We start from the raw sequence: 18,655 nt of genomic DNA, 5'->3' as shown, positions 1-18,655 counted from the left end.
CCGTGTCGAACGCGCGGCAGGCACACAGCCGCCGCGCAGGATGAAAGCATGTCCTGCCGGCGAGCCGTCAGCGTCGTGACGCGCCGCGCGGCGAACGTCCAGACGCACGGCCGCCTTCGCCCTGCCAAACCACCCGGATACGTCTGCCATGCGCTTACGCTCCGAAATACTGCTTGAGGACATCGACGATACGCCCCGACGCCAGCCCGTCGCCATAAGGCGACACGCCGCGCGCCATGCGCTTGTACTCGGCCGGGTCGTCGAGCAGGCGCTGCACGCTCGAGACGATCTCGTCATAGTCCGTACCCACCAGCTTCACCACTTCATGCTCGACGGCTTCCGGACGCTCGGTCTCGCGGCGCATGACCAGCACCGGCTTGCCCAGCGCGGGCGCTTCTTCCTGCACGCCGCCCGAGTCGGTCAGGATCAGGTAAGCCTGCTTCATCGCCGCGACGAACGGCAGGTACGACAGCGGCTCGCACAGCGTGATGCGCGGATGGCCGCCGAGGTGTTCGTACGCCGGATCGCGCACGTTGGGATTCGGATGCACCGGATAGAGGATGTGTGTGTCCTCGTTGGCATCCGCGACCGCCTTGATCGCGCGCAGGATGTTCCGGAAGCCTTCACCGAAATTCTCGCGGCGATGCGACGTCACCAGGATCAGGCGGCGCTCGCCCTGATAAGGCGCCTCGCCGTCGCAGCGGCTGGCCACGTCGAGCAGCGCGTCGATCACGGTGTTGCCGGTCACGAAGATCGAGGCGTCGTCCACGCCCTCGCGCAGCAGATTCTGGCGCGAGCTTTGCGTCGGCGCGAAATGCCAGCGCGCCAGCCGGCTCGCGACGACGCGGTTCATCTCTTCCGGGAACGGATTGTCCAGGTCGCCGGTGCGCAGTCCCGCTTCGACGTGGCCGAACGGAATGCGCCGGTAGAAGCACGCGAGCGCGGCCGTGAGCACGGTCGTGGTGTCGCCTTGCGCCAGCAGGACGTCCGGCTTTTCCACTTCGAGAACCTGGTCGAGCCGCGTGATGAGCCGCGAAGTCAGTTCGGGCAGCGACTGGTTGGGCTGCATGATGTCGAGATCCACATCGGCGTGGATCTTGAACAGGTCGAGCACCTGGTCCAGCATGCCGCGATGCTGGGCGGTGGCGAGCACGCGGCACTCGGCCCAGTCTTCCTTCTGCAGCCGCCCGATGAGCGGCGCCATCTTGACGGCTTCGGGACGCGTCCCGACAGTGACTAAGATCTTGCGTTTGTTCACGACGATTCCGTAAAAACCAGGTGTTGAATGTGATGACAGACTAGAGGACGTCCGCGAAACCTTCGCGCGCTTTCTGGAACCAGGCCAGGCACAGCCAGGCGAAGACGACGCTTCCCACCAGATACAGGCCGATGCCCATGAAATCCGGCAGGTCGCCCTTCACCAGCACGACCCGCGTCTGCTCGACGATGAACGTCAGCGGATTGGCGAGAATCAGCGTGCGGAAAGCAGGCGAGAGATTATCCAGCGAATAGAAAATGGGCGAAAGAAACATCAGCATCGACGAAAGCAGACCGGTCACATAAGTAAGGTCGCGGATATACACGCCGGTGGCGGCAAACAACCAGCCTACGCCTGCGCTTACTATCGCGAGCGGGATGAAAACCACCGGAAGAAATACGATGGTCCAGTGAATGCGGCCATACACATACAACGCGAACGCGACCCACACGACGATGCTCATCAGCAGATGAAACGCAGCGGACGCCACGGAAATCCACGGCAGGATTTCGAGCGGGAAAATCAGTTTCGTCACATAGTTGGGATTCGACGTAATGATGGTCGGCGCCCGATTCAGACATTCCGCGAAGAAGTTGAACAGCATGAGCCCCGAAAACAAAATGACGGCGAATTGAAAACTGTCCGTGGTTCCGGGCCAGCGCGACTTCAGCAGCGTGCCGAAAACCACCGTGTACATGGCGAGCATGATAAGCGGCTGCACGATGGACCATGCGAGGCCCATCACGGAGCCGCGATAGCGGCCCAGAATGTCCCGCTTGGTCAATTCATAGATCAGCCGGCGATTTCGCCATGGCACGGCAAACAAAGTGCTGAAGTGCGCGCGCTTGCGACCTTCATCGCGGCCGTCATGTCGATAAGTGACGCTCATGTGTGGCGATTCATCCTTCAGTTTCGATGTGGCTATTGTTACCGCATGGCCTGCATTTCGGTAACAAAAACAACAATTATGAGTAACTTGTTCTTACTTCATTCTATAGGAGCGTGTTGCCGTCCAGCGGGTCACGAACTCAAACACGGCTGCCCGTAATATACGTGAGTCGTGTGCCGCACTCCACCCGCTACCTTGTTCATGGGCAGAGGTGTTGGCCCGTGCCGTCCGCACGACCCTGACCTGAACCGATTAACGGGTTCGGCAAGGATCGGTTATTCGGGTAGCGGAATCGTTATGGCAGAATGTGCGCACTTTTTTCCTCGGCGGTGATTTCGACTTGCTCGTTTCGTAGAACGCAGCGAGTCTGCTCGAAACAAGCCGTCACATCAACGGAATCAAACGTGCTCACTGCCTTTACGGAATTGGCCAGCTCTGGTGCATTGCAGTCTCAAGTCGTGATTGTCGGCTCCGGCCCCGCCGCGCTCGCCGTGGCCTACGCGCTGGAAGAGCGTGGTGTTCCGAGCGTCCTGCTCGAATCGGGCGAGGCCAGCAAGACGGAACAATGGAACGTCCTGACGGACGGCTTCAAGGGCGCGGACTACGGTGTCGCCGACTCCTATGCCCAGCTGCACATTCGCCGTCAACTGGGCGGCGGATCAAACGTTTGGGGTGGCTGGTGCACGACCATGCGCGAGATGTCGATGTCGCGCACGGACATCGCGGACTATCCCCAGTGGCCGCTGAAGCGCGCGGACCTCACGCCGTTCTATGGCCGCGCGGGCACGTGGCTCAAGATTCCCGACTACGAGGCCTCGCTCGTCGACGCCATTCCGGTGAGCGGCTTCGATCAGCTGAACGTCAAGGCCTTCCGGTTCTCGCCGCCGGTGCGCTACGGCAAGGACTTCAGCGAGCACATCGAGAAGTCGCCGAAGATCACGCTGGTGCAAGGCGTGACGGTGCTGTCGATCAAGGGCCGCCACGGCCACGCGGAAGCGCTGGAACTGTCGGTGGGCGGCGAAGCGCGCACGCTCAAGTGCGGCAAGGCCATCGTGCTGGCTGCGGGCGCGGTGGGCAACGCGCGGCTGCTGGCGCGCTCAGCCGCCGAACTGGGCGTGTCCGATGCCACGTCCGCGAATGTCGGCAGGTACTTCTTCGAGCATCCGCATTGCTATTCGCTCGCGAAAATCCTGTTCGCGCCGGAACTGGCGCAGGAACTGACGAAGAAGCAATACCAGTCGTCGTCGTTCATCTCGCTGATGCCCACAGCGGACTTCCTCGTCAAGAACAAGCTCACTGATTTCAACTTCCAGCTCTCGGCGGTCCCGGCGGACAAGCTCGACAGCCGTGAAGCGGCGATCGCCAGGAACTACAAGGCGATCTACGGCGTCGAGCCGGCCGTCTACATTGCCACGCTCGGCATGGAGCAGACGGTGCATTCGAAAGACTTTTCGGTGCTCGACGACGACACGCTCAAGCGCAAGAACGACGGTCACCTGACGCTCGACCTGACTGCGCAGAAGAAGATTGTCGATGCCGCGAAGACGTGGCTGATGGCAAACGGCGCGCACGCGTGGGTTTCGCCGACCACGGAGGCGTCGATCGTCGCGGTGGGCCACCTGCACGGCACCACGCGCATGGCGCAAACGCCGGACAAGGGCGTGGTCGATGCGGACTGCCGCGTGTTCGGCGTCGACAACGTCTTCATGGCCGGCAGCTCCGTGTTCCCGACCGGCGGTTTCGCCAATCCGACCTACACCATCGTTGCCCTGGCGATCCGCCTGGGCGACCACCTCGCCTCCCAGCAAAAGCAAATATGATCTCTCGCCGTCGCTTCATTGCCGTACTGCCGGCTCTCGGTCTGTCGCTTGCCGCGTGCCGCAACGAGGCCGGATCATGTTCGAGCGCGCAAGGCGCGTCGATCGACCGGCTCGTGACCTTCGCCAAACAGAACATCGCATCCGTGCCGGAATGGACGGCCGAGCTGCAATGGGAGCCGCTCGCGCCCGCCGCCAAGACCCTGCTCGCCTCGCTCGGAACCCAGTCGGGCGATGCCGGCGATGCCGCGCTCCGCTCCGCCGTGGCGGCGTCGGTCAGCGGTGACATGCGGCAGAACCGGTTCGTCGAGAAGGCGGGCGTTTCCGTGACGCAGACCGAGATGCTGCTGATGGGCTTGTCGAGCGGCGCGCTGACCGCCGACCGCTTCCGCGCGGCTTGCTGAGGACCGGTTGGGCGCTGATGCCGATCGGGTCACGGCTCAGCCTCCCACTCCGCAAGCACGGCAGCGGGGATAGCCTTGACGGCTTCCCCATAGCGCTTGCCGACGAACCGTTCCGCGCGGCGCAACAACACGGGGATCGGGCTGCTGGGCTCATGCGCTTCGAACCAGTGACGGGCGTCGCGAATGGCGTGCAGCGCGGCGTCGCGTCCGGGCAAGGTGCTTTCAACGTGCGGGTCGTCGGGTAGTGGCGACGAGTTTGCCGGGCTTGACGCCTGCTCAAGTTTTTCCGCTTCCTCAGGTTCTTCGAGTTCCACCACCGCCCGCTCCACTGGCCCCTCGCCCACGACGCGTTCGAGCACGCGTTTCAAGGGCACGAGATCGGCTGCGAATGCGCCCAGTTGCTCGCGGTTCCAGGCATCGATGAGGCCAAGACTGTGGAGCGCCAGATCGAAACCCGCGAGCGTTTCGGGCTGCCGGATGCGCAGGTCGCGCAATTGTTGCTTCACGGACTGCGCCGACAACGCGTCATTCGGTCTCGGCTGCGCAAAGGCGCGCTCGACGTCGCGTACCTGCAGACGCGCCGCCGACGAGCGCATCAACGCGATATTCCGCACATCGGCAAGCAGACCGTTCGTATCGGTCAGCGTTTGCAACGCGTTCATGCGGATCTCCTGCGCGGCGTCCCGGTCTTCATCCACGCCCTGTTGCGGATGAATCGTGTCGGCATACGATGACAGCCACGCCGACAGCACACCCAGTCCGTCCGCCAGTCCCTGCCCGCCCGCGAGCCGCGTGCGGCAACGCGTGAACAGGATGGCCAGACGGATATCCTTGCTGCGCTGCATGAGCCGGCGGCAATCGCGTTCGACCTCGCTCCAGTTCACGGGATCCGCCGTGCCGACGAAGTCGCCGTACTGGGCATCGGCGCGCGCCACCGCCTGAGCGAACAGCACGACGCATTCGGGGTCGTATTCGAGGTCCACGCCACACGGCGCGGCGGGGTCGAGCGGCGTCATCCAGTCATCTTGCGTGTCCGGCTGCGGCGTCGAGCCGCGCTTCTTGCTCATGATCTTCTCCCGATCGCCGAACCGCTCCGCACTGACTCATCGTGCTTAGCCGCGATGTTCGGCTCGGTCTGACCGGCATAGTCTTCGGGATCGAAGCGCATCCCGGTGACGGGCGTACCGTCCGCCGAGGAACCGAGCCAGCCCGACCAGCCCAGTTGCTCGGTCCCGCCAATTTGCGCGCAGGGCGCACTGTCCGCCCTGATGCGCAGCACGAGTTCCCACTGGAACTCCCGGCCCACGAAGCTGCGCACGATATCGACGAGTTCCGGCAAGGCCGCGCCGCGCGGGGTGAAGCGCAGATATTCATCGATCCCCACCGGCCCGATCACGATGCGGAAGCGGAACTGCCGGTCTGGCGCCTGTTCGCCGAGCATGGCGCCGTCACCCATCACCGACGCGGGGCCCGGCAGGCCCAGCCGGGTCTGCTCCTCGCGCGCGACCTTGACCCAGTGGAACACGTATTCGTCGAGACTCACCGGCACGCCGAAGTAATGTTCGATTGTCATGCGCAGTCCGTCGGGGTTGCGCGCCTCCCGCACCAGATTGGCGGAAGCGGCCAGTTGCGCGTGCGCGGGCCAGCGTCGCCCGGCAATCTCGCCGCGCGCCTGTCCGGTCAGGCACGCCACATAGAACGAGAAGCTTTCGTCGTCCGCGCGATCCAGCCCGGCCGCTGCCTGCGCCGTGCTCCACGCGCGATACAGCAGCGTCAGATAGCGATGGTGAAAGATGTCGAGGAACCGGCTCAGGGTGGAGTCGCGCCGGGCTTCTTCGCGTTCACGCGCGATCTCGGTGACATGAATGGGTAACGGTCCGTTCGGCCCGAGCATGCCGAGTCCGAACAGACGGAGATGCAGGCGGCCGTCGATTTCACCGACGCTCGCGATCTCGCGCGGTGCGAACGCCAGGCTGGGCTGCTGTCCCAGCCGGAACGGCTCGGCGCCCGGACGCGCCGCGGTGCCGACCGGATGAATGCGCGCGTCCGCGCTGATCCGGCGCACCAGCGCGAGAAAGCCGAAGCGCCAAGGCTCGTTCTGAAGGCGTTCGAGCAGCGCCGCCGACAGGGCCGATTCGCGCAACAGCATCGTGGACGGTCTGCGCTCCATCACGCCACCCCGCGCGTGCCCATGCGGACCGGCCAGCGCATGATGCGGCCGCGCTGCATCGACACCAGCTCCGTTTGCGTGAACGAGTTGATGGACACGTGACGCGCGAGGTAGTGCTCGAGGATCAGGCCGAACAGATAAGGACTGGCTCCGGAAAACCCGCTTTCGTCCACCGTCAGACAACATTCGATGCCGCGTCCGAATACGAGCGGTCCGCTGCCGGGCAGCTTGCGCGTGACGGCGTTCGTCTTCACGCCGATGAGACTCTCCACCTGCCGGTGCTGTTCGACGTCGTGGCTGCCCAGAAAGAGCCTGAGCATGTCGCGCAGGCCTTGCCCTCCCGGCCGGTGATCGATTTCCTCGAGCGGCAGGTAATTGAAGTTCAACTGGCGGATCAGCCGCCAGGCGATCTCGCCTTCCGCGCAAGGCGGACGCGGCGCGCTGGGCCGCCGGATCAGGCCGATGCTCTTGACCGGCGCACTGCCGTCCTCGAGCGGCGTGAAGTCGTTGACGCCGTTGCGCGGTATGAGCAGGGGCAGGTCACGGTTGGTGAGCCAGGCGTCGGCTTCGAGAATCCGCAGGTTTTCGTGGTAGGGCGCCTCCTGCTGATCCACGAGCGAAACGAAGGTCTCGCTGCCGATATAGGACGTGCGCGTGCCATAGCGCCGGGTCCGGTCCGACAGCAGGCGCCGTTCGCGGCGCACGGAAAAATAGCGTCCGTGATTGCCTTCGTCGTGGTTGAGCGTCTGATAGAGCGGCCGGAATTCGAACCGGGTTGAAGACTCCGGCGGACGCCCATAAACGCGCTCGACGGAATGGACCTCGTAGTCGAGCGGGGCTTGCCGCTTCGGCACCAGATGGATTTCGGTGTTGGCCGCCGAGATGTCGACGCGGTCAAGCCTGTCGAGGAACAGATTGACGACGGGCGTGCAGAAGAGCGCGAAGCGCGCCGCGTCGACGAGATTGTTCAACTGGTCGAATGCCCGGTCGAGCAGCACGACGATTTCGGCTTCCTGTCCGCGCGTCCGGGCGAGCCCTTCCGTCAGGCCGGTCAGCGTGAAGGACAGGAAGCGACTGGGGCACGCGAAGTATTCGTGCAGGAGGTTATGGCCATGAAATTTCGACCACGTGAGCGGCAGCAGTCCCTGATCGAGTCCGAGTCCTTCGTGCACCACGGCGTTCGTCTGAACTGCGGCGAATGGCTGGCTCGCGTCGCCGAAGTGTCCCGGTTCGCCGACGATCGACACGATGCCCGCCGCGTGCACGAGTTCGAACAGATGCGACGCCACGGTTTCGTCGCCCGCCAGGTAGACCGGCAGGCGGTCCAGCTTGGTCAGAGTAGCGATGTTCGATTGGTCCGTGGTGCGGAGGCGCAGACGCAGCGCGCCGCGAATCTGCGCCTGGCCGGGCACGAACCGGTCGAGCCGCGGGATATCGGGCGGAACGCCGGTCAGCCGCGCATCCACGATCTCCAGCGGATACAGGGCCACGTCCTGGCTCGTGCGGAACGTACAGCACGTGGCTTCTCCATCAGCCTCGCGGGTCTTCAACGTCGTGCCGCGAGGTAATACAGGTCCGTCGTTCAGAGCGCCGGCGGTATCGGACGGATGGATCTGCACGACAGCCATCGACGGTGTTGGCGACACATAGTTCGGGTAGATGACCTCGAGCAGGCGCTGGGTAAAGCGGGGGAATTCCGCGTCGAGCTTGAGGCGCATGCGCGCGGACATGAAGCAGAAGGACTCGATCAGGCGCTCCACGTAAGGATCGGTCATTTCGCCGGATTGCAGCCCGAGGCGCCGCGCGATCTTCGGATGAGCCTGCGCGAATTCCCCTGCGCTCTCACGCAGGTAGATCAGTTCCTGGTTGTAGTAATCGAGGAGTCGCGGGTCCATGCGGCGTTCGGTGCTGGTTCGGTCGGTTCGGTTCGATGCGGTCCGGGGCAGTCTCAGGCTTGCTTCGGGCAGGCCAGCAGGCGGCTCGATTCCAGGCAAAGCGAACTCTGCACCATGAATTCGAGCGGATACGGCTCGGCCCGCACCAGACCATGAATCTCGAAGGCGACTTCGCCATGCCGTGCAAGACGCTCACCCTGCACACGCGGCACGATGCGCAGCGACTCGGGTATCAGGCGCGGTTCGAAGCGCACGATGGCCAGACTGACCGCCTTCTCGATCTCCGCCCATCGACCCGACGCGACGTACGCGCCCGCCAGCGGCGGCACGCCGAAATTGACCGTGGAGGCCGCGACATGCGGATGCCGCACGGCGTCGATCAACGGCCCGGCGCTGGTCGCGTTCAGCAGGTAGGCAAGGTCGCGCTGGATAATGTCGCGGAGTTGCGCGCGCGTCACCGTGTATTCGCCAGGCACCTCTTTCTGACGTTGCGGCGCGTCGTCGCGCAGGCGATCGATCAGCGTGGGCAGCAGATGGCTTTCCGCCCGACGCGGCAACCTGACTTCGCTCATGCCGGATGCTCGCCATTCAGGTCCGGCGTGCGCGCGCCGGCTTCGCTGACGGTGCGCGCGGTATCCCGCTCCGTCCCGGCGTGAAGGTCGGGCAACCAGCTGTCGAGGGCGAGTGCATGATGCTCGCGGCGCGCAAGCGCGGGCGGCGCCGTGAAGCGGCGCGGCGGCGTTTGAGCATGGCCGGCGGGGTCGGCCGGATGCTCGGCCGGCGCGAAGAGCCGCAGGATTTCTGGCGTGGGCGGAATGCTCATGTCCACGCCGCCTGACGCGAGGCTGTCGCCCAAGGGGCCAAAAGCGTCTTCGACGCGCTGCGCCTCACCCAGAAACACACTGATTGATTCCGAACCGATCCCTTCGTCTGCGCTGCTGCTTTCGGACGACGCGCCTTCCTGATCATCGCGATCAGCCACTGACTCCGCCGCCTCCCATGCGCTGCCCGCCTGACTACCGGCCGAGTGGAGTGCCTCGTAATAGCCCGTGTGCAAGGCGGCGATCAGTGCGTCTGCATCAAGACTCGCGGAAGGTGTGGGACTCGCGCGTGCGCCCTGGCGCGCCGCGTTGAGGTCGGCGTCCTTGCGAATCGGGACGAAAGGGCCTGCGTCCACCCGAAGGAATGAAGACGAAGGCGCGGCGGATAACGTCGGCTCCACGCATTCGCGCATGGAAAAACGACGCTTGAAGATTGATTCAAACAGCATTCGATAACCCTCACACGTTCGCCGCCAGAGTGGCGCGCCTCGATGCCCGCGAAAATACCGCGGGTTAAAACTAGCCTGAACAGGCTTTTAATCCAGCCTGATCCTGATTGAGGGAATTAGCGCATGAATTGATTATGCCTGTCCATACCTTCACACCTTGATTCAGCGTAATCAGAATCTTCGGCTACGTTCGATTGTGATTTTTTGTACGATTTAGTAATAGGAAAATCTGCGGATTAGGATTTTACTCAAGCAAGCCTGGCCGCCTTCGCCTCTGGGCAGGGCCTGCGCGCAGCATGGCAGTACATAAATACCACATTGATTTTAAATATTAAATGTATCTGAAAATGGCTTTTCCGGCGAATCTACTGCCTTTTGACATTTGAATATCTGGGATAAGTAGAGTCACGAAGCCCGCTTGACGTTTAGAGAATCGAAATCCATGATTGGCTTCATAACATCGATTCCGAAAAAGAAAAGAGGATTGCATCAGCATCTGCTTTCATTCGGGCCCGGAATAAAACACAAACTCAACGCACCCCCTGAATGCATATTCATGGGCGTGAATCAGGCGCGCGTACGAAAATGATTTCTCGCCAGACGTTATTCGGAAAGTTGGGCGTGACGCTGTTTCGCGGCATTGAGTCCGCGGCCACGTTCTGCAAGTTGCGCGGCAATCCCTATGTGGAACTGGCGCACTGGATTCATCAATTGCTTCAGCTGACCGACAGCGACCTGCATCGCATCGTGCGGCATGCCGGCATCGAGTACGAAACGCTGGAACAGGATCTGGTGCGCACACTGCGCTCACTTCCGGGGGGCGCGAGTTCCATCAGCGATTTCTCGCATCCCGTCGAGATGGCAGTCGAACGCGCCTGGGTGATCGCGTCGCTCGGGCGCAACGAGCGGCGCATTCGCGGCGCATGGCTGCTGGCCGCGCTCGCGGGCACACCGGAATTGCGACGGGAGCTGCTGGCAGTATCGCGGGAGTTCATGCGTCTTCCCTCCGAGAACCTCGACGAAACCTTTGCCTCATGGGCTGCCGGTTCGCCCGAAGCCGCCGACCTGCCCTACGACGGCAGCGCCTTCGATCCGGCGCTGCCGGGTGAGGCGTCCCGAGCCGTGAGCGCAACGCCTGAAGGCGTGCTCGAACAATATTGCACCGACCTCACGGCGCTCGCGCGCAGCGGCGAGATCGACGCCATCAGCGGCCGCGATCAGGAAATCCGCACGCTGACCGATGTCCTGCTGCGCCGGCGGCAAAATCATCCGTTGCTGACCGGCGAGGCCGGCGTCGGCAAGACCGCCGTGGTGGAAGGATTCGCGCTGGCCATCGCAAGCGGCGACGTGCCACGGGTGCTCGCCGATGTCCGTTTGCTGTCGCTCGACGTCGGCGCGCTGCTGGCGGGCGCCAGCATGAAGGGCGAATTCGAAGCCCGCCTCAAGGGCGTGCTCGAAGCGGCAAGCAAATCGCCGGCGCCGGTCATCCTGTTCGTCGACGAGATTCATACGCTCGTCGGCGCGGGCGGCCAGGCCGGCACCGGCGACGCGGCCAATCTGCTCAAGCCCGCCCTTGCGCGCGGTGCGGTGCGGATCATCGGCGCGACTACGTGGGCGGAGTACAAGCGTCATATCGAAAAGGACCCGGCGCTCACGCGGCGCTTTCAGGTCCTGCAAATCGCCGAACCGCACGAAGCCGCGGCGATCGAGATGGTGCGCGGGCTGGCCGGGATGTTCGCGCGCCATCATCGCGTGATCGTGCGCGACGAGGCGATCCGGGCATCGGTCCGGCTTTCGCACCGGTATATCCCGTCTCGCCAGCTGCCCGACAAGGCAATCAGCCTGCTGGATACCGCCTGTGTGCGCGTTGCGCTCTCACAGCAAGCGCCGCCGCGTGAACTCCTGCAACTGACTGAGCGCTTGCAGGCGGCGCGAGTCGAACTCGACCTGCTCGAACAAGAGGCGCGCATCGGCCTGGAGCCGGGACGCGCCATGCAAGAGGCCCGCGCCCGCATCGATACCCTGCTGACCGAGCAAGGCGCGCTCGAGGCGCACTGGCAGGCGCAGTCCGCCGCGGCGGAAGCGCTCGTCAGTGCCCGCGAAGCGGCGTTGACACCAGTCCCCGACCTTGCAGCGGCCAGGTCTCGTCCCACGCCCGCCGAACTTCGCCAGCTCGAACAGGGCCTGCACGTACTGCAAGGCGAAACGCCACTCGTGTTTCCGGAGGTGAACGAAGCCGTCGTGGCCGCCGTCGTTGCGGACTGGACCGGCATTCCCGTGGGCCGCATGGTCACCGACGAGATCATGGCCATCCGCGCGTTGTCCGGCACGCTGGCGGCGCGCGTGATCGGTCAGCCTGCGTCGCTTGCGCTGATCGGAGAACGCATCCAGACCGCGCGCGCCGGGCTCGCCGATCCCCACAAGCCGGTGGGCGTATTCCTGCTCGCCGGGCCATCGGGCGTCGGCAAGACGGAAACGGCGCTGGCGCTGGCCGAAGCGCTGTATGGCGGTGAGCAGAATCTCATCACCATCAACATGAGCGAGTATCAGGAAGCGCACAGCGTCTCGGGTCTCAAGGGTGCGCCGCCGGGTTATGTCGGGTCCGGCGAGGGCGGCGTACTGACCGAGGCGGTGCGGCGCCGTCCCTACGCGGTGCTCTTGCTTGACGAGATCGAGAAGGCGCATCGCGACGTGCACGAGATGTTCTTCCAGGTGTTCGACAAGGGCTACATGGAAGACGCGGACGGGCGCCATATCGACTTCCGCAACACCACCATCCTGCTCACGAGCAACGCCGGCGCGGAACGCATCGCGAGCCTGTGCGCGGACCCCGCGCTTGCGCCCGATCAGGACACGTTGCAGGCAGCGCTCACGCCCGAAATGCTGAAGACCTTCCCGCCCGCATTTCTCGGCCGCGTGACCGTCGTGCCCTACCGCCCGCTCGCGCAGGCATCGCTTGCCGTCATCGTGAGGCTGCATCTGAATCGCGTCGTACGCCGCATGGCGGAAGGCCACGGCATCTCGCTCGTGTGCAGCGAACGCCTGGCGGATTACATCGTCAGCCGCTGCCTGGTGCAGGAAACAGGTGCGCGGGTGCTCATCGGCTTCATCGAAAAACATGTGCTGCCGCGTCTGTCCGGGCTGTGGCTTGACGCAATGGCAGCGCAGCGGCCGATCACGCGGATCGATGCCGACGTCGGCGATCCGCTGCTCGACCCTGCCGCGGCCATCGTCTTCGCGCTCACCGAGCCGTCGCCACCGTCGCATGCCGCAGACGTCGTTCTCTAGTTGGCGCTCACTCTCTCATCACCAATTCCCCGCTTTTCAGATCACGGAGGCACGTATGTCGCAGGCCAACAATTCCCAGAAGTTCATCGCGCGCAACCGCCCGCCGCGCGTGCAGATCGAATACGACGTCGAGGTCTACGGTTCCGAGAAGAAAGTCGAACTGCCCTTTGTCATGGGCGTGCTCGCGGACCTGTCCGGCAAGCCAGTCGAACCGTTGCTGGCCGTCGCGGACCGGCGCTTCCTGGAAATCGACATCGACAACTTCGACGAGCGCATGAAGGCCATCAAGCCGCGGGTGGCGTTCCCGGTCCACAACACACTCACGGGCGAAGGCCAGTTGATGGTGGACATGACGTTCGAGAGCATCGAGGACTTCTCGCCCGCCGCGGTCGCAAGCAAGGTGGACGCACTGAGCCGGTTGCTGGAGGCACGCACCCAGCTTGCCAACCTGCAAACGTACATGGACGGCAAGTCAGGCGCGGAAGCGCTCGTCAATACGCTTCTGCGCGACCCGGCGCTGCTCAAGTCCCTCACGGTTGCGCCAAAGGCCGCCGCCGACAGCGCGCCGGACGCCGTCGAAGCCACGCTGAACTGATCCGCCGCCGGACGCCTTGCGCACGCGCGGCTCCGGCACCCCGAACCCGACCGAGACACGACCGAGATCCGTCATGACAGTCAACCAGGTCCAGGCGAGCGCAGCCGCCCCGACAGCCCCGTTCGCCCACGGCGACATCTCCGCGCTGCTGAATCAGGAGTTCCGCCCCAAGACGCCGGCCGCGCGCGAAGCGGTGGAACAGGCCGTGCAGACGCTGGCCGAACAGGCCTTGCAGCAGACGCTCACCATCAGCGACGACGCCTACAAGAGCATCGAAGCGATCATCGCGCAGATCGATCGCAAGCTTTCCGAGCAGATCAACCTGATCCTGCATCACGCTGATTTCCAGCAGCTCGAATCGGCCTGGCGCGGGTTGCATCATCTGGTGTCGAACACCGAAACGGACGAGCGCCTCAAGATCCGCTTCATGGACGTATCCAAGAACGACCTGCGCCGCACGATGAAGCGCTACAAGGGGCTGGCATGGGACCAGAGCCCGCTGTTCAAGCAGATCTACGAGGAGGAGTACGGGCAACTGGGCGGCCAGCCCTACGGCTGTCTCGTCGCTGATTACTACTTTGACCACACGCCGCCCGACGTGGACCTTCTCGGGTCGATCGCCAAGGTCGCCGCGGCGGCGCATACGCCGTTCATTTCCGGCGCGTCGCCCGCCGTCCTGCAGATGGAATCGTGGCAGGAACTCGCCAACCCGCGCGACCTGTCCCGGATCTTCGCGCAGAACCTCGAATATGCGCCGTGGAACTCGTTGCGCACCACCGAAGATGCGCGCTATGTGGGTCTTGCCATGCCGCGTTTCCTCGCGCGTCTGCCCTACGGCGCCAAGAGCAATCCGGTCGACCAATTCGACTTCGAAGAGGAAACCGACGGCGCGGATCATCAGCGGTTCGCATGGGCCAATGCCGCCTATGCGATGGGCGTGAACATCAACCGCTCGTTCAAGCTGTATGGCTGGTGCTCGCTGATTCGCGGCGTCGAATCCGGCGGCACGGTGGACAGCCTGCCCTGCCATACCTTTCCGACCGACGACGGCGGCGTCGACATGAAATGTCCGACCGAGATCGCCATTTCCGACCGCCGCGAAGCAGAACTCTCGAAGAACGGCCTGATTCCGCTGATCCACCGCAAGAACACCGACCACGCCACGTTCATTGGCGCCCAGTCGCTGCAGAAGCCGGCGGAATACCACGACCCGGACGCCACCGCGAACGCGAATCTCTCTGCCCGTCTGCCGTATCTGTTCGCGTGTTCGCGTTTCGCGCATTACCTCAAGTGCATCGTGCGCGACAAGATCGGCTCGTTCCGCGAACGCGAGGAAATGCAGCAGTGGCTGAACGGCTGGATCATGAATTACGTCGACGCGGACCCCGCCAACTCCTCGCAGGACACGAAGGCCAGCCGTCCGCTCGCGGCAGCCGAAGTCGTCGTCGAGGATCTCGAGGACAACCCGGGCTACTACCAGGCGAAGTTCTTCCTGCGTCCGCATTTCCAGCTCGAGGGGCTCACGGTATCGCTGAGACTCGTCGCCCGCCTGCCTTCCGTGAAGCAAACCGCCTGAATCAGTCTGGAGGAACCGTCATGCCCTGGACCTATACCCGCACCACCGGCACGCTCAGCGATCCGGACGGCAACATCGTCGCCAGAAACGGCTATTCCGGCGCAGGAAATGGCCGCAACAACCCCGCCATGGAAAACATCCAGAACGTGGGCCCGATTCCGCGAGGCAGTTATCGGATCGGCAATGCGCGTCATTCAGTACGCACGGGCGCCGTCTCGATGGACCTCACGCCAGAAGTCGGCACCGCCACCTTCGGACGATCCGCCTTCATGATCCACGGCGACAACCAGGATCACACGGCGTCCACCGGTTGCGTGATTCTCGGGCGGCCCGTCCGCGAACAGATCAACCGCAGCGCCGACAGGGGATTGATCGTCCAATGATGCGATTCCTGTTGCTCAAACCCAGCTTGCCTGCGTCTCTCGCCTGTGCGCTGCTTGCCTCGGCATGCGCCAGCGCCCAGGTCGCGCCGGACGCCGCGCGCATCGCCGGGGAGATCGAGACGCAAGGCGCCCGTCCCGCCGTGGCCTCGCTCGACCGCGACGGTCAGTTCGATGCCGTGCTCGAGAGCATCGCAACCGGCAACGCCGCGTGGGTCGAACTCGCGCCCCGGCTCGCGCAGGGTACGGACGCGAGCGCGTCCATCGGCCTGACCATCGCCCTCGCCACGGCGCTGCCGAAGAATCCCGCGGCCGTCCTGCGCGTGCTCGACGACGGGCCCGTGCTCGGCACTTCCGCCGTGTGCGGCGCGCCCTTCATCGAGCCGTCGCCCGGAGAGGTGAAGGCCTATCTGGACCGGACGATTCCAGCGGTAACGGACGTGCCCGAAGGCGACGCGGTCCGGCGCGGCCCGTGCCTGGACCGGCTCGCGCACATCCAGCGGCAGCTCGAAACGAGCTCGTCGCAATTGCAATAGACATCCTCAACTTCAAGGAACAGATAACCATGGCACAAGACATCTTCATCAAGATCAACGGTATCGACGGCGAATCGCAGGACGCCACGCACAAGAGCGAGATCGAAGTGGCCAGTTGGGGCTGGCGCGTCTCGCAGGATTCGATGATGCACTCAGGCAGTGGCGGCGGCGCGGGCAAGGCGAATGTCGACGATCTCAGCTTCGAGCATCTGATGGACCGCGCGAGTCCCAACCTGATGAAATATTGCCTGACCGGCAAGCACATCGACCAGGCTGTCCTCACGGTGCGCAAGGCGGGCACGAGCCCGCTCGAATACCTGAAGATCACCATGAGCGACGTGATGGTGACCAAGGTCCAGCCTTCAGGGTCCCACGGGGAGATCGGGGTGCGCGAGGAAGTGCGCCTGTCGTTCGCCAAGGTGAAGCAGGAGTACATCGTGCAGAACGCACAGGGCGGCAGCGGCGGAGCCGTCACGGCAACGTTCGACATCAAAGCCAACAAGGAAGCCTGAACGAACTCGACGCCTTTTCACGCGCTATCCGATGCGCACGCATCGGATAGCGCCCTGAACGCCATCCATGCGATTTCTGCCGACTCGTTCCCTTCGCTCCGTCGCTGCGCCCGTGTGGTCGTCCGGTGCCTCGTTCGTGTGCTCGCTTGCATCAGCGCTCGTATCAGCGCGTGTGTCGGCGCTCGTGTGCGCACTTGCACTCGGCGCCTGCGCAAGCTCCGACGCCCCGCCCGCACACGAGCCGCTGAAACTCGACGTCGCCATTCGCGCGTCATCGACGGTGAATCCCGACGATCAGAAAAGGGCCGCGCCCATTCTCGTGCGCGTGTACGAACTGAAGAGTCTCGACGCTTTCAACGAGGCGGATTTCCAGTCGCTACAGGACAAGGACAAGACCGTGCTCGCCGCAGATCTCGTGATGCGGGACCAGTTCATGTTGCGGCCGGGCGAGAGCAGGCGCATCGCACGCAATGCCCACGGCGCCAGCACGGCGCTGGGGGTGATCGCGGCGTATCGCGACCTGCCCCACGCCGTGTGGCGCGCGACGACGCTGCTGCCCGCGACACCCACGGCGACGTGGTACCGGCGCGCGCCGAAGCTGCGGCTCGCCATCGACCTCGATACCGATGCCATCCGGATCAGCGACGCGCTATCCGGCGCTCCACCGGGCGACCCCTCCGGCAACCGGCCTCACAACGAATGAGCACATAGCGCATGAGCTGGCACAACAAAGTCACCTGGAGCGAAGGTCTTTTCCTCTGTCCGCAACTGTTTCAGCAACAGGAGCGGTATCTGGAGCATTTCGCACACAAGCGCGCCGCGCCGCTTTCACCATTCTTCTTCGGCTTCTCGCACTATGCGATCGATTCCGAAGCGCTCGCGCTCGGCAAGGTCATCGTGAAGTCGGCGAGCGGCCTGTTCGCCGACGGCACGCCCTTCGACATGCCCGGCAGCACGCCGCCGCCCGCACCGCTGACGATCCGCCAGGAGCACCTCGAACAGGAGATCTGCCTCGCGGTGCCGGTGCGCGTGCCCAACGGCGAAGAAACCACCTTCGACGATTCAGCGGATTCGCTCGCACGTCATTCCGTGTTCGCCACCGACTTGCGCGACGCCAACTCCACCGGCCTGGGGCCCAAGACTGTCCAGCTGTCGAATCTGCGCGTGCGCCTGTTGCCCCGCAAGGAGATGACCGGCGGGTGGATCGGCCTGCCGCTCGCGCGCGTCAAGTCCTTGCACGCCGACGGCAGCATCGAACTGGACGAATCCCTCGTTCCGCCCGTCTGCGGATATGGCGCGAGCGCGTTGCTGACCACCTGGCTCGGCGACGTCCACGATCTGCTCCACCTGCGCGCCGACAAGCTCGCGAAGCGGCTCACCGGCAGCGACGGCCAAGCGGGTTCGGTGGCCGAAGTCTCGGACTATTTGCTGTTGCAGACGCTCAATCGTTACGAACCCCTGTTGCAGCATCTGCGCCGCGTGCCGACTACTTCTCCCGCGAAACTGTACGCGCTGCTGCTGAGCATGGCCGGCGAACTGTCTACTTATGTCCGGCCGGCCACGCGCCGTCCGCTCGACACGCATCCGCCGTACCGGCATGAAGAGCCGCATCTGTGTCTGCGGCCCATCGTCGAAGACACGCAGTGGCTGCTCAACGCGGTGCTGGTGCGTAGCGCCCAGCGCATTCCGCTCGATGATGCGGGCTACGGCGTGAGCAATGCCGTCGTCGATCCGGGCGAGATGCGCTCGTTCTCCTCGGTGGTGCTCGCCGTGTTCGCGGAAATGCCGATGGATGCGCTTGCGGACCGCTTCGCGTCTCAGGCCAAGGTCGGACCGTCCGAGCGTCTGCCGGATCTGGTGCGCGCGCATCTGCCGGGCATTCCGCTGCAAAGCCTGCCGGTACCGCCGCGCCAGATTCCGTTCAACGCCGGCTTCGTCTATTTCGAAATCGCGCGCGGCGGGCCGCTCTGGAGTGTCGTCGAGAAACATGGCGGTATTGCGCTGCACGTTGCGGGTGAGTTTCCCGGGTTGCAGCTCCAGCTGTGGGGTGTGCGCGGATGAAGCG

17 protein-coding genes are annotated in these 18,655 nt (G+C 64.2%); 10 read left to right on the top strand and 7 right to left on the bottom strand.

The annotated features are described in order from the left end of the window. Nucleotides 1-154: 154 nt before the first annotated feature. Together wecB and QCE62_RS24330 are read right to left on the bottom strand one after the other, a co-directional pair. Complete coding sequence (gene wecB, locus QCE62_RS24335; RefSeq protein WP_309816352.1) at nt 155-1,258, bottom strand: non-hydrolyzing UDP-N-acetylglucosamine 2-epimerase; 1,104 nt, start codon at nt 1,256-1,258, stop codon at nt 155-157. A gap of 40 nt (nt 1,259-1,298) precedes the next feature. Beyond that, a complete protein-coding gene (locus tag QCE62_RS24330; protein WP_309924039.1) occupies nt 1,299-2,147 on the bottom strand; it encodes an ABC transporter permease in 849 nt (282 codons plus the stop codon). A 404-nt stretch (nt 2,148-2,551) separates the two neighbouring features. Between QCE62_RS24330 and QCE62_RS24325 the strand changes: the two genes are divergently transcribed. Together QCE62_RS24325 and QCE62_RS24320 are read left to right on the top strand one after the other, a co-directional pair. Beyond that, nucleotides 2,552-3,967 carry a GMC oxidoreductase gene (locus QCE62_RS24325; RefSeq protein WP_309924037.1) on the top strand — a complete coding sequence of 472 codons (1,416 nt, stop codon included), beginning with the start codon at nt 2,552-2,554 and terminating at the stop codon, nt 3,965-3,967. Then, the gene (locus tag QCE62_RS24320) at nt 3,964-4,368 is read left to right on the top strand and encodes a hypothetical protein (RefSeq protein WP_309924036.1); all 405 of its coding nucleotides are present in this window, start codon (nt 3,964-3,966) and stop codon (nt 4,366-4,368) included. The genes QCE62_RS24325 and QCE62_RS24320 overlap by 4 nt, the downstream gene beginning before the upstream one ends. Before the next feature lie 29 nt (nt 4,369-4,397). On the opposite strand, the gene QCE62_RS24315 is transcribed toward QCE62_RS24320, so the two are convergent. The 5 genes from QCE62_RS24315 to QCE62_RS24295 are packed head-to-tail and all read right to left on the bottom strand — an operon-like array spanning nt 4,398 to nt 9,490. Continuing rightward, on the bottom strand, nt 4,398-5,435 hold the full coding sequence (locus QCE62_RS24315; protein WP_309924034.1) for a type VI secretion system ImpA family N-terminal domain-containing protein: 1,038 nt from the start codon (nt 5,433-5,435) through the stop codon (nt 4,398-4,400). Then, entirely contained in the window at nt 5,432-6,538 is a 1,107-nt protein-coding gene (gene tssG, locus QCE62_RS24310; RefSeq protein ID WP_309924031.1) for a type VI secretion system baseplate subunit TssG, read from the bottom strand. The genes QCE62_RS24315 and tssG overlap by 4 nt, the downstream gene beginning before the upstream one ends. Further along, nucleotides 6,538-8,433: a type VI secretion system baseplate subunit TssF gene (gene tssF, locus QCE62_RS24305; RefSeq protein ID WP_309924029.1), complete on the bottom strand. Its 1,896-nt coding sequence runs from the start codon at nt 8,431-8,433 to the stop codon at nt 6,538-6,540. The genes tssG and tssF overlap by 1 nt, the downstream gene beginning before the upstream one ends. Nucleotides 8,434-8,486: 53 nt before the next feature. Continuing rightward, on the bottom strand, nt 8,487-9,005 hold the full coding sequence (tssE, locus tag QCE62_RS24300; protein WP_309924027.1) for a type VI secretion system baseplate subunit TssE: 519 nt from the start codon (nt 9,003-9,005) through the stop codon (nt 8,487-8,489). Continuing rightward, complete coding sequence (locus QCE62_RS24295) at nt 9,002-9,490, bottom strand: TagK domain-containing protein (RefSeq protein WP_309924025.1); 489 nt, start codon at nt 9,488-9,490, stop codon at nt 9,002-9,004. The genes tssE and QCE62_RS24295 overlap by 4 nt, the downstream gene beginning before the upstream one ends. Nucleotides 9,491-10,288: 798 nt before the next feature. Here QCE62_RS24295 and tssH point away from each other — a divergent pair. The 8 genes from tssH to tssK all read left to right on the top strand — a co-directional run bounded on the left by tssH (nt 10,289) and on the right by tssK (nt 18,651). After that, nucleotides 10,289-12,991, top strand: a complete 2,703-nt coding sequence (gene tssH / locus QCE62_RS24290; RefSeq protein WP_309924023.1) for a type VI secretion system ATPase TssH — start codon at nt 10,289-10,291, stop codon at nt 12,989-12,991. Nucleotides 12,992-13,046: 55 nt separating this feature from the next. After that, nucleotides 13,047-13,586 (top strand): type VI secretion system contractile sheath small subunit, encoded by a 540-nt coding sequence (gene tssB / locus QCE62_RS24285; RefSeq protein ID WP_309924021.1) that lies wholly within the window; start codon nt 13,047-13,049, stop codon nt 13,584-13,586. A 73-nt stretch (nt 13,587-13,659) separates the two neighbouring features. Beyond that, nucleotides 13,660-15,162 carry a type VI secretion system contractile sheath large subunit gene (gene tssC / locus QCE62_RS24280; protein WP_309924019.1) on the top strand — a complete coding sequence of 501 codons (1,503 nt, stop codon included), beginning with the start codon at nt 13,660-13,662 and terminating at the stop codon, nt 15,160-15,162. Between the two features lie 20 nt (nt 15,163-15,182). Beyond that, nucleotides 15,183-15,545, top strand: a complete 363-nt coding sequence (locus QCE62_RS24275; protein WP_309924016.1) for a tlde1 domain-containing protein — start codon at nt 15,183-15,185, stop codon at nt 15,543-15,545. Next, the gene (locus tag QCE62_RS24270) at nt 15,542-16,078 is read left to right on the top strand and encodes a hypothetical protein (RefSeq protein ID WP_309924014.1); all 537 of its coding nucleotides are present in this window, start codon (nt 15,542-15,544) and stop codon (nt 16,076-16,078) included. The genes QCE62_RS24275 and QCE62_RS24270 overlap by 4 nt, the downstream gene beginning before the upstream one ends. A 29-nt stretch (nt 16,079-16,107) precedes the next feature. Then, a complete protein-coding gene (locus QCE62_RS24265; protein WP_309924012.1) occupies nt 16,108-16,590 on the top strand; it encodes a type VI secretion system tube protein Hcp in 483 nt (160 codons plus the stop codon). 112 nt (nt 16,591-16,702) lie between these two features. Then, nucleotides 16,703-17,293, top strand: coding sequence for a type VI secretion system lipoprotein TssJ (gene tssJ / locus QCE62_RS24260; protein WP_309924010.1), 591 nt, complete (start codon nt 16,703-16,705; stop codon nt 17,291-17,293). Nucleotides 17,294-17,304: 11 nt separating this feature from the next. Further along, nucleotides 17,305-18,651, top strand: a complete 1,347-nt coding sequence (gene tssK / locus QCE62_RS24255; protein WP_309924009.1) for a type VI secretion system baseplate subunit TssK — start codon at nt 17,305-17,307, stop codon at nt 18,649-18,651. Nucleotides 18,652-18,655 lie beyond the last annotated feature (4 nt).

The sequence above is a fragment of the Caballeronia sp. LZ033 genome, assembly GCF_031451265.1.
Classification (GTDB): Bacteria; Pseudomonadota; Gammaproteobacteria; order Burkholderiales; family Burkholderiaceae; genus Caballeronia.
The sequence above is the reverse complement of the archived record's forward strand: the minus strand, read 5'-3'. Positions and strand labels throughout refer to the sequence as shown.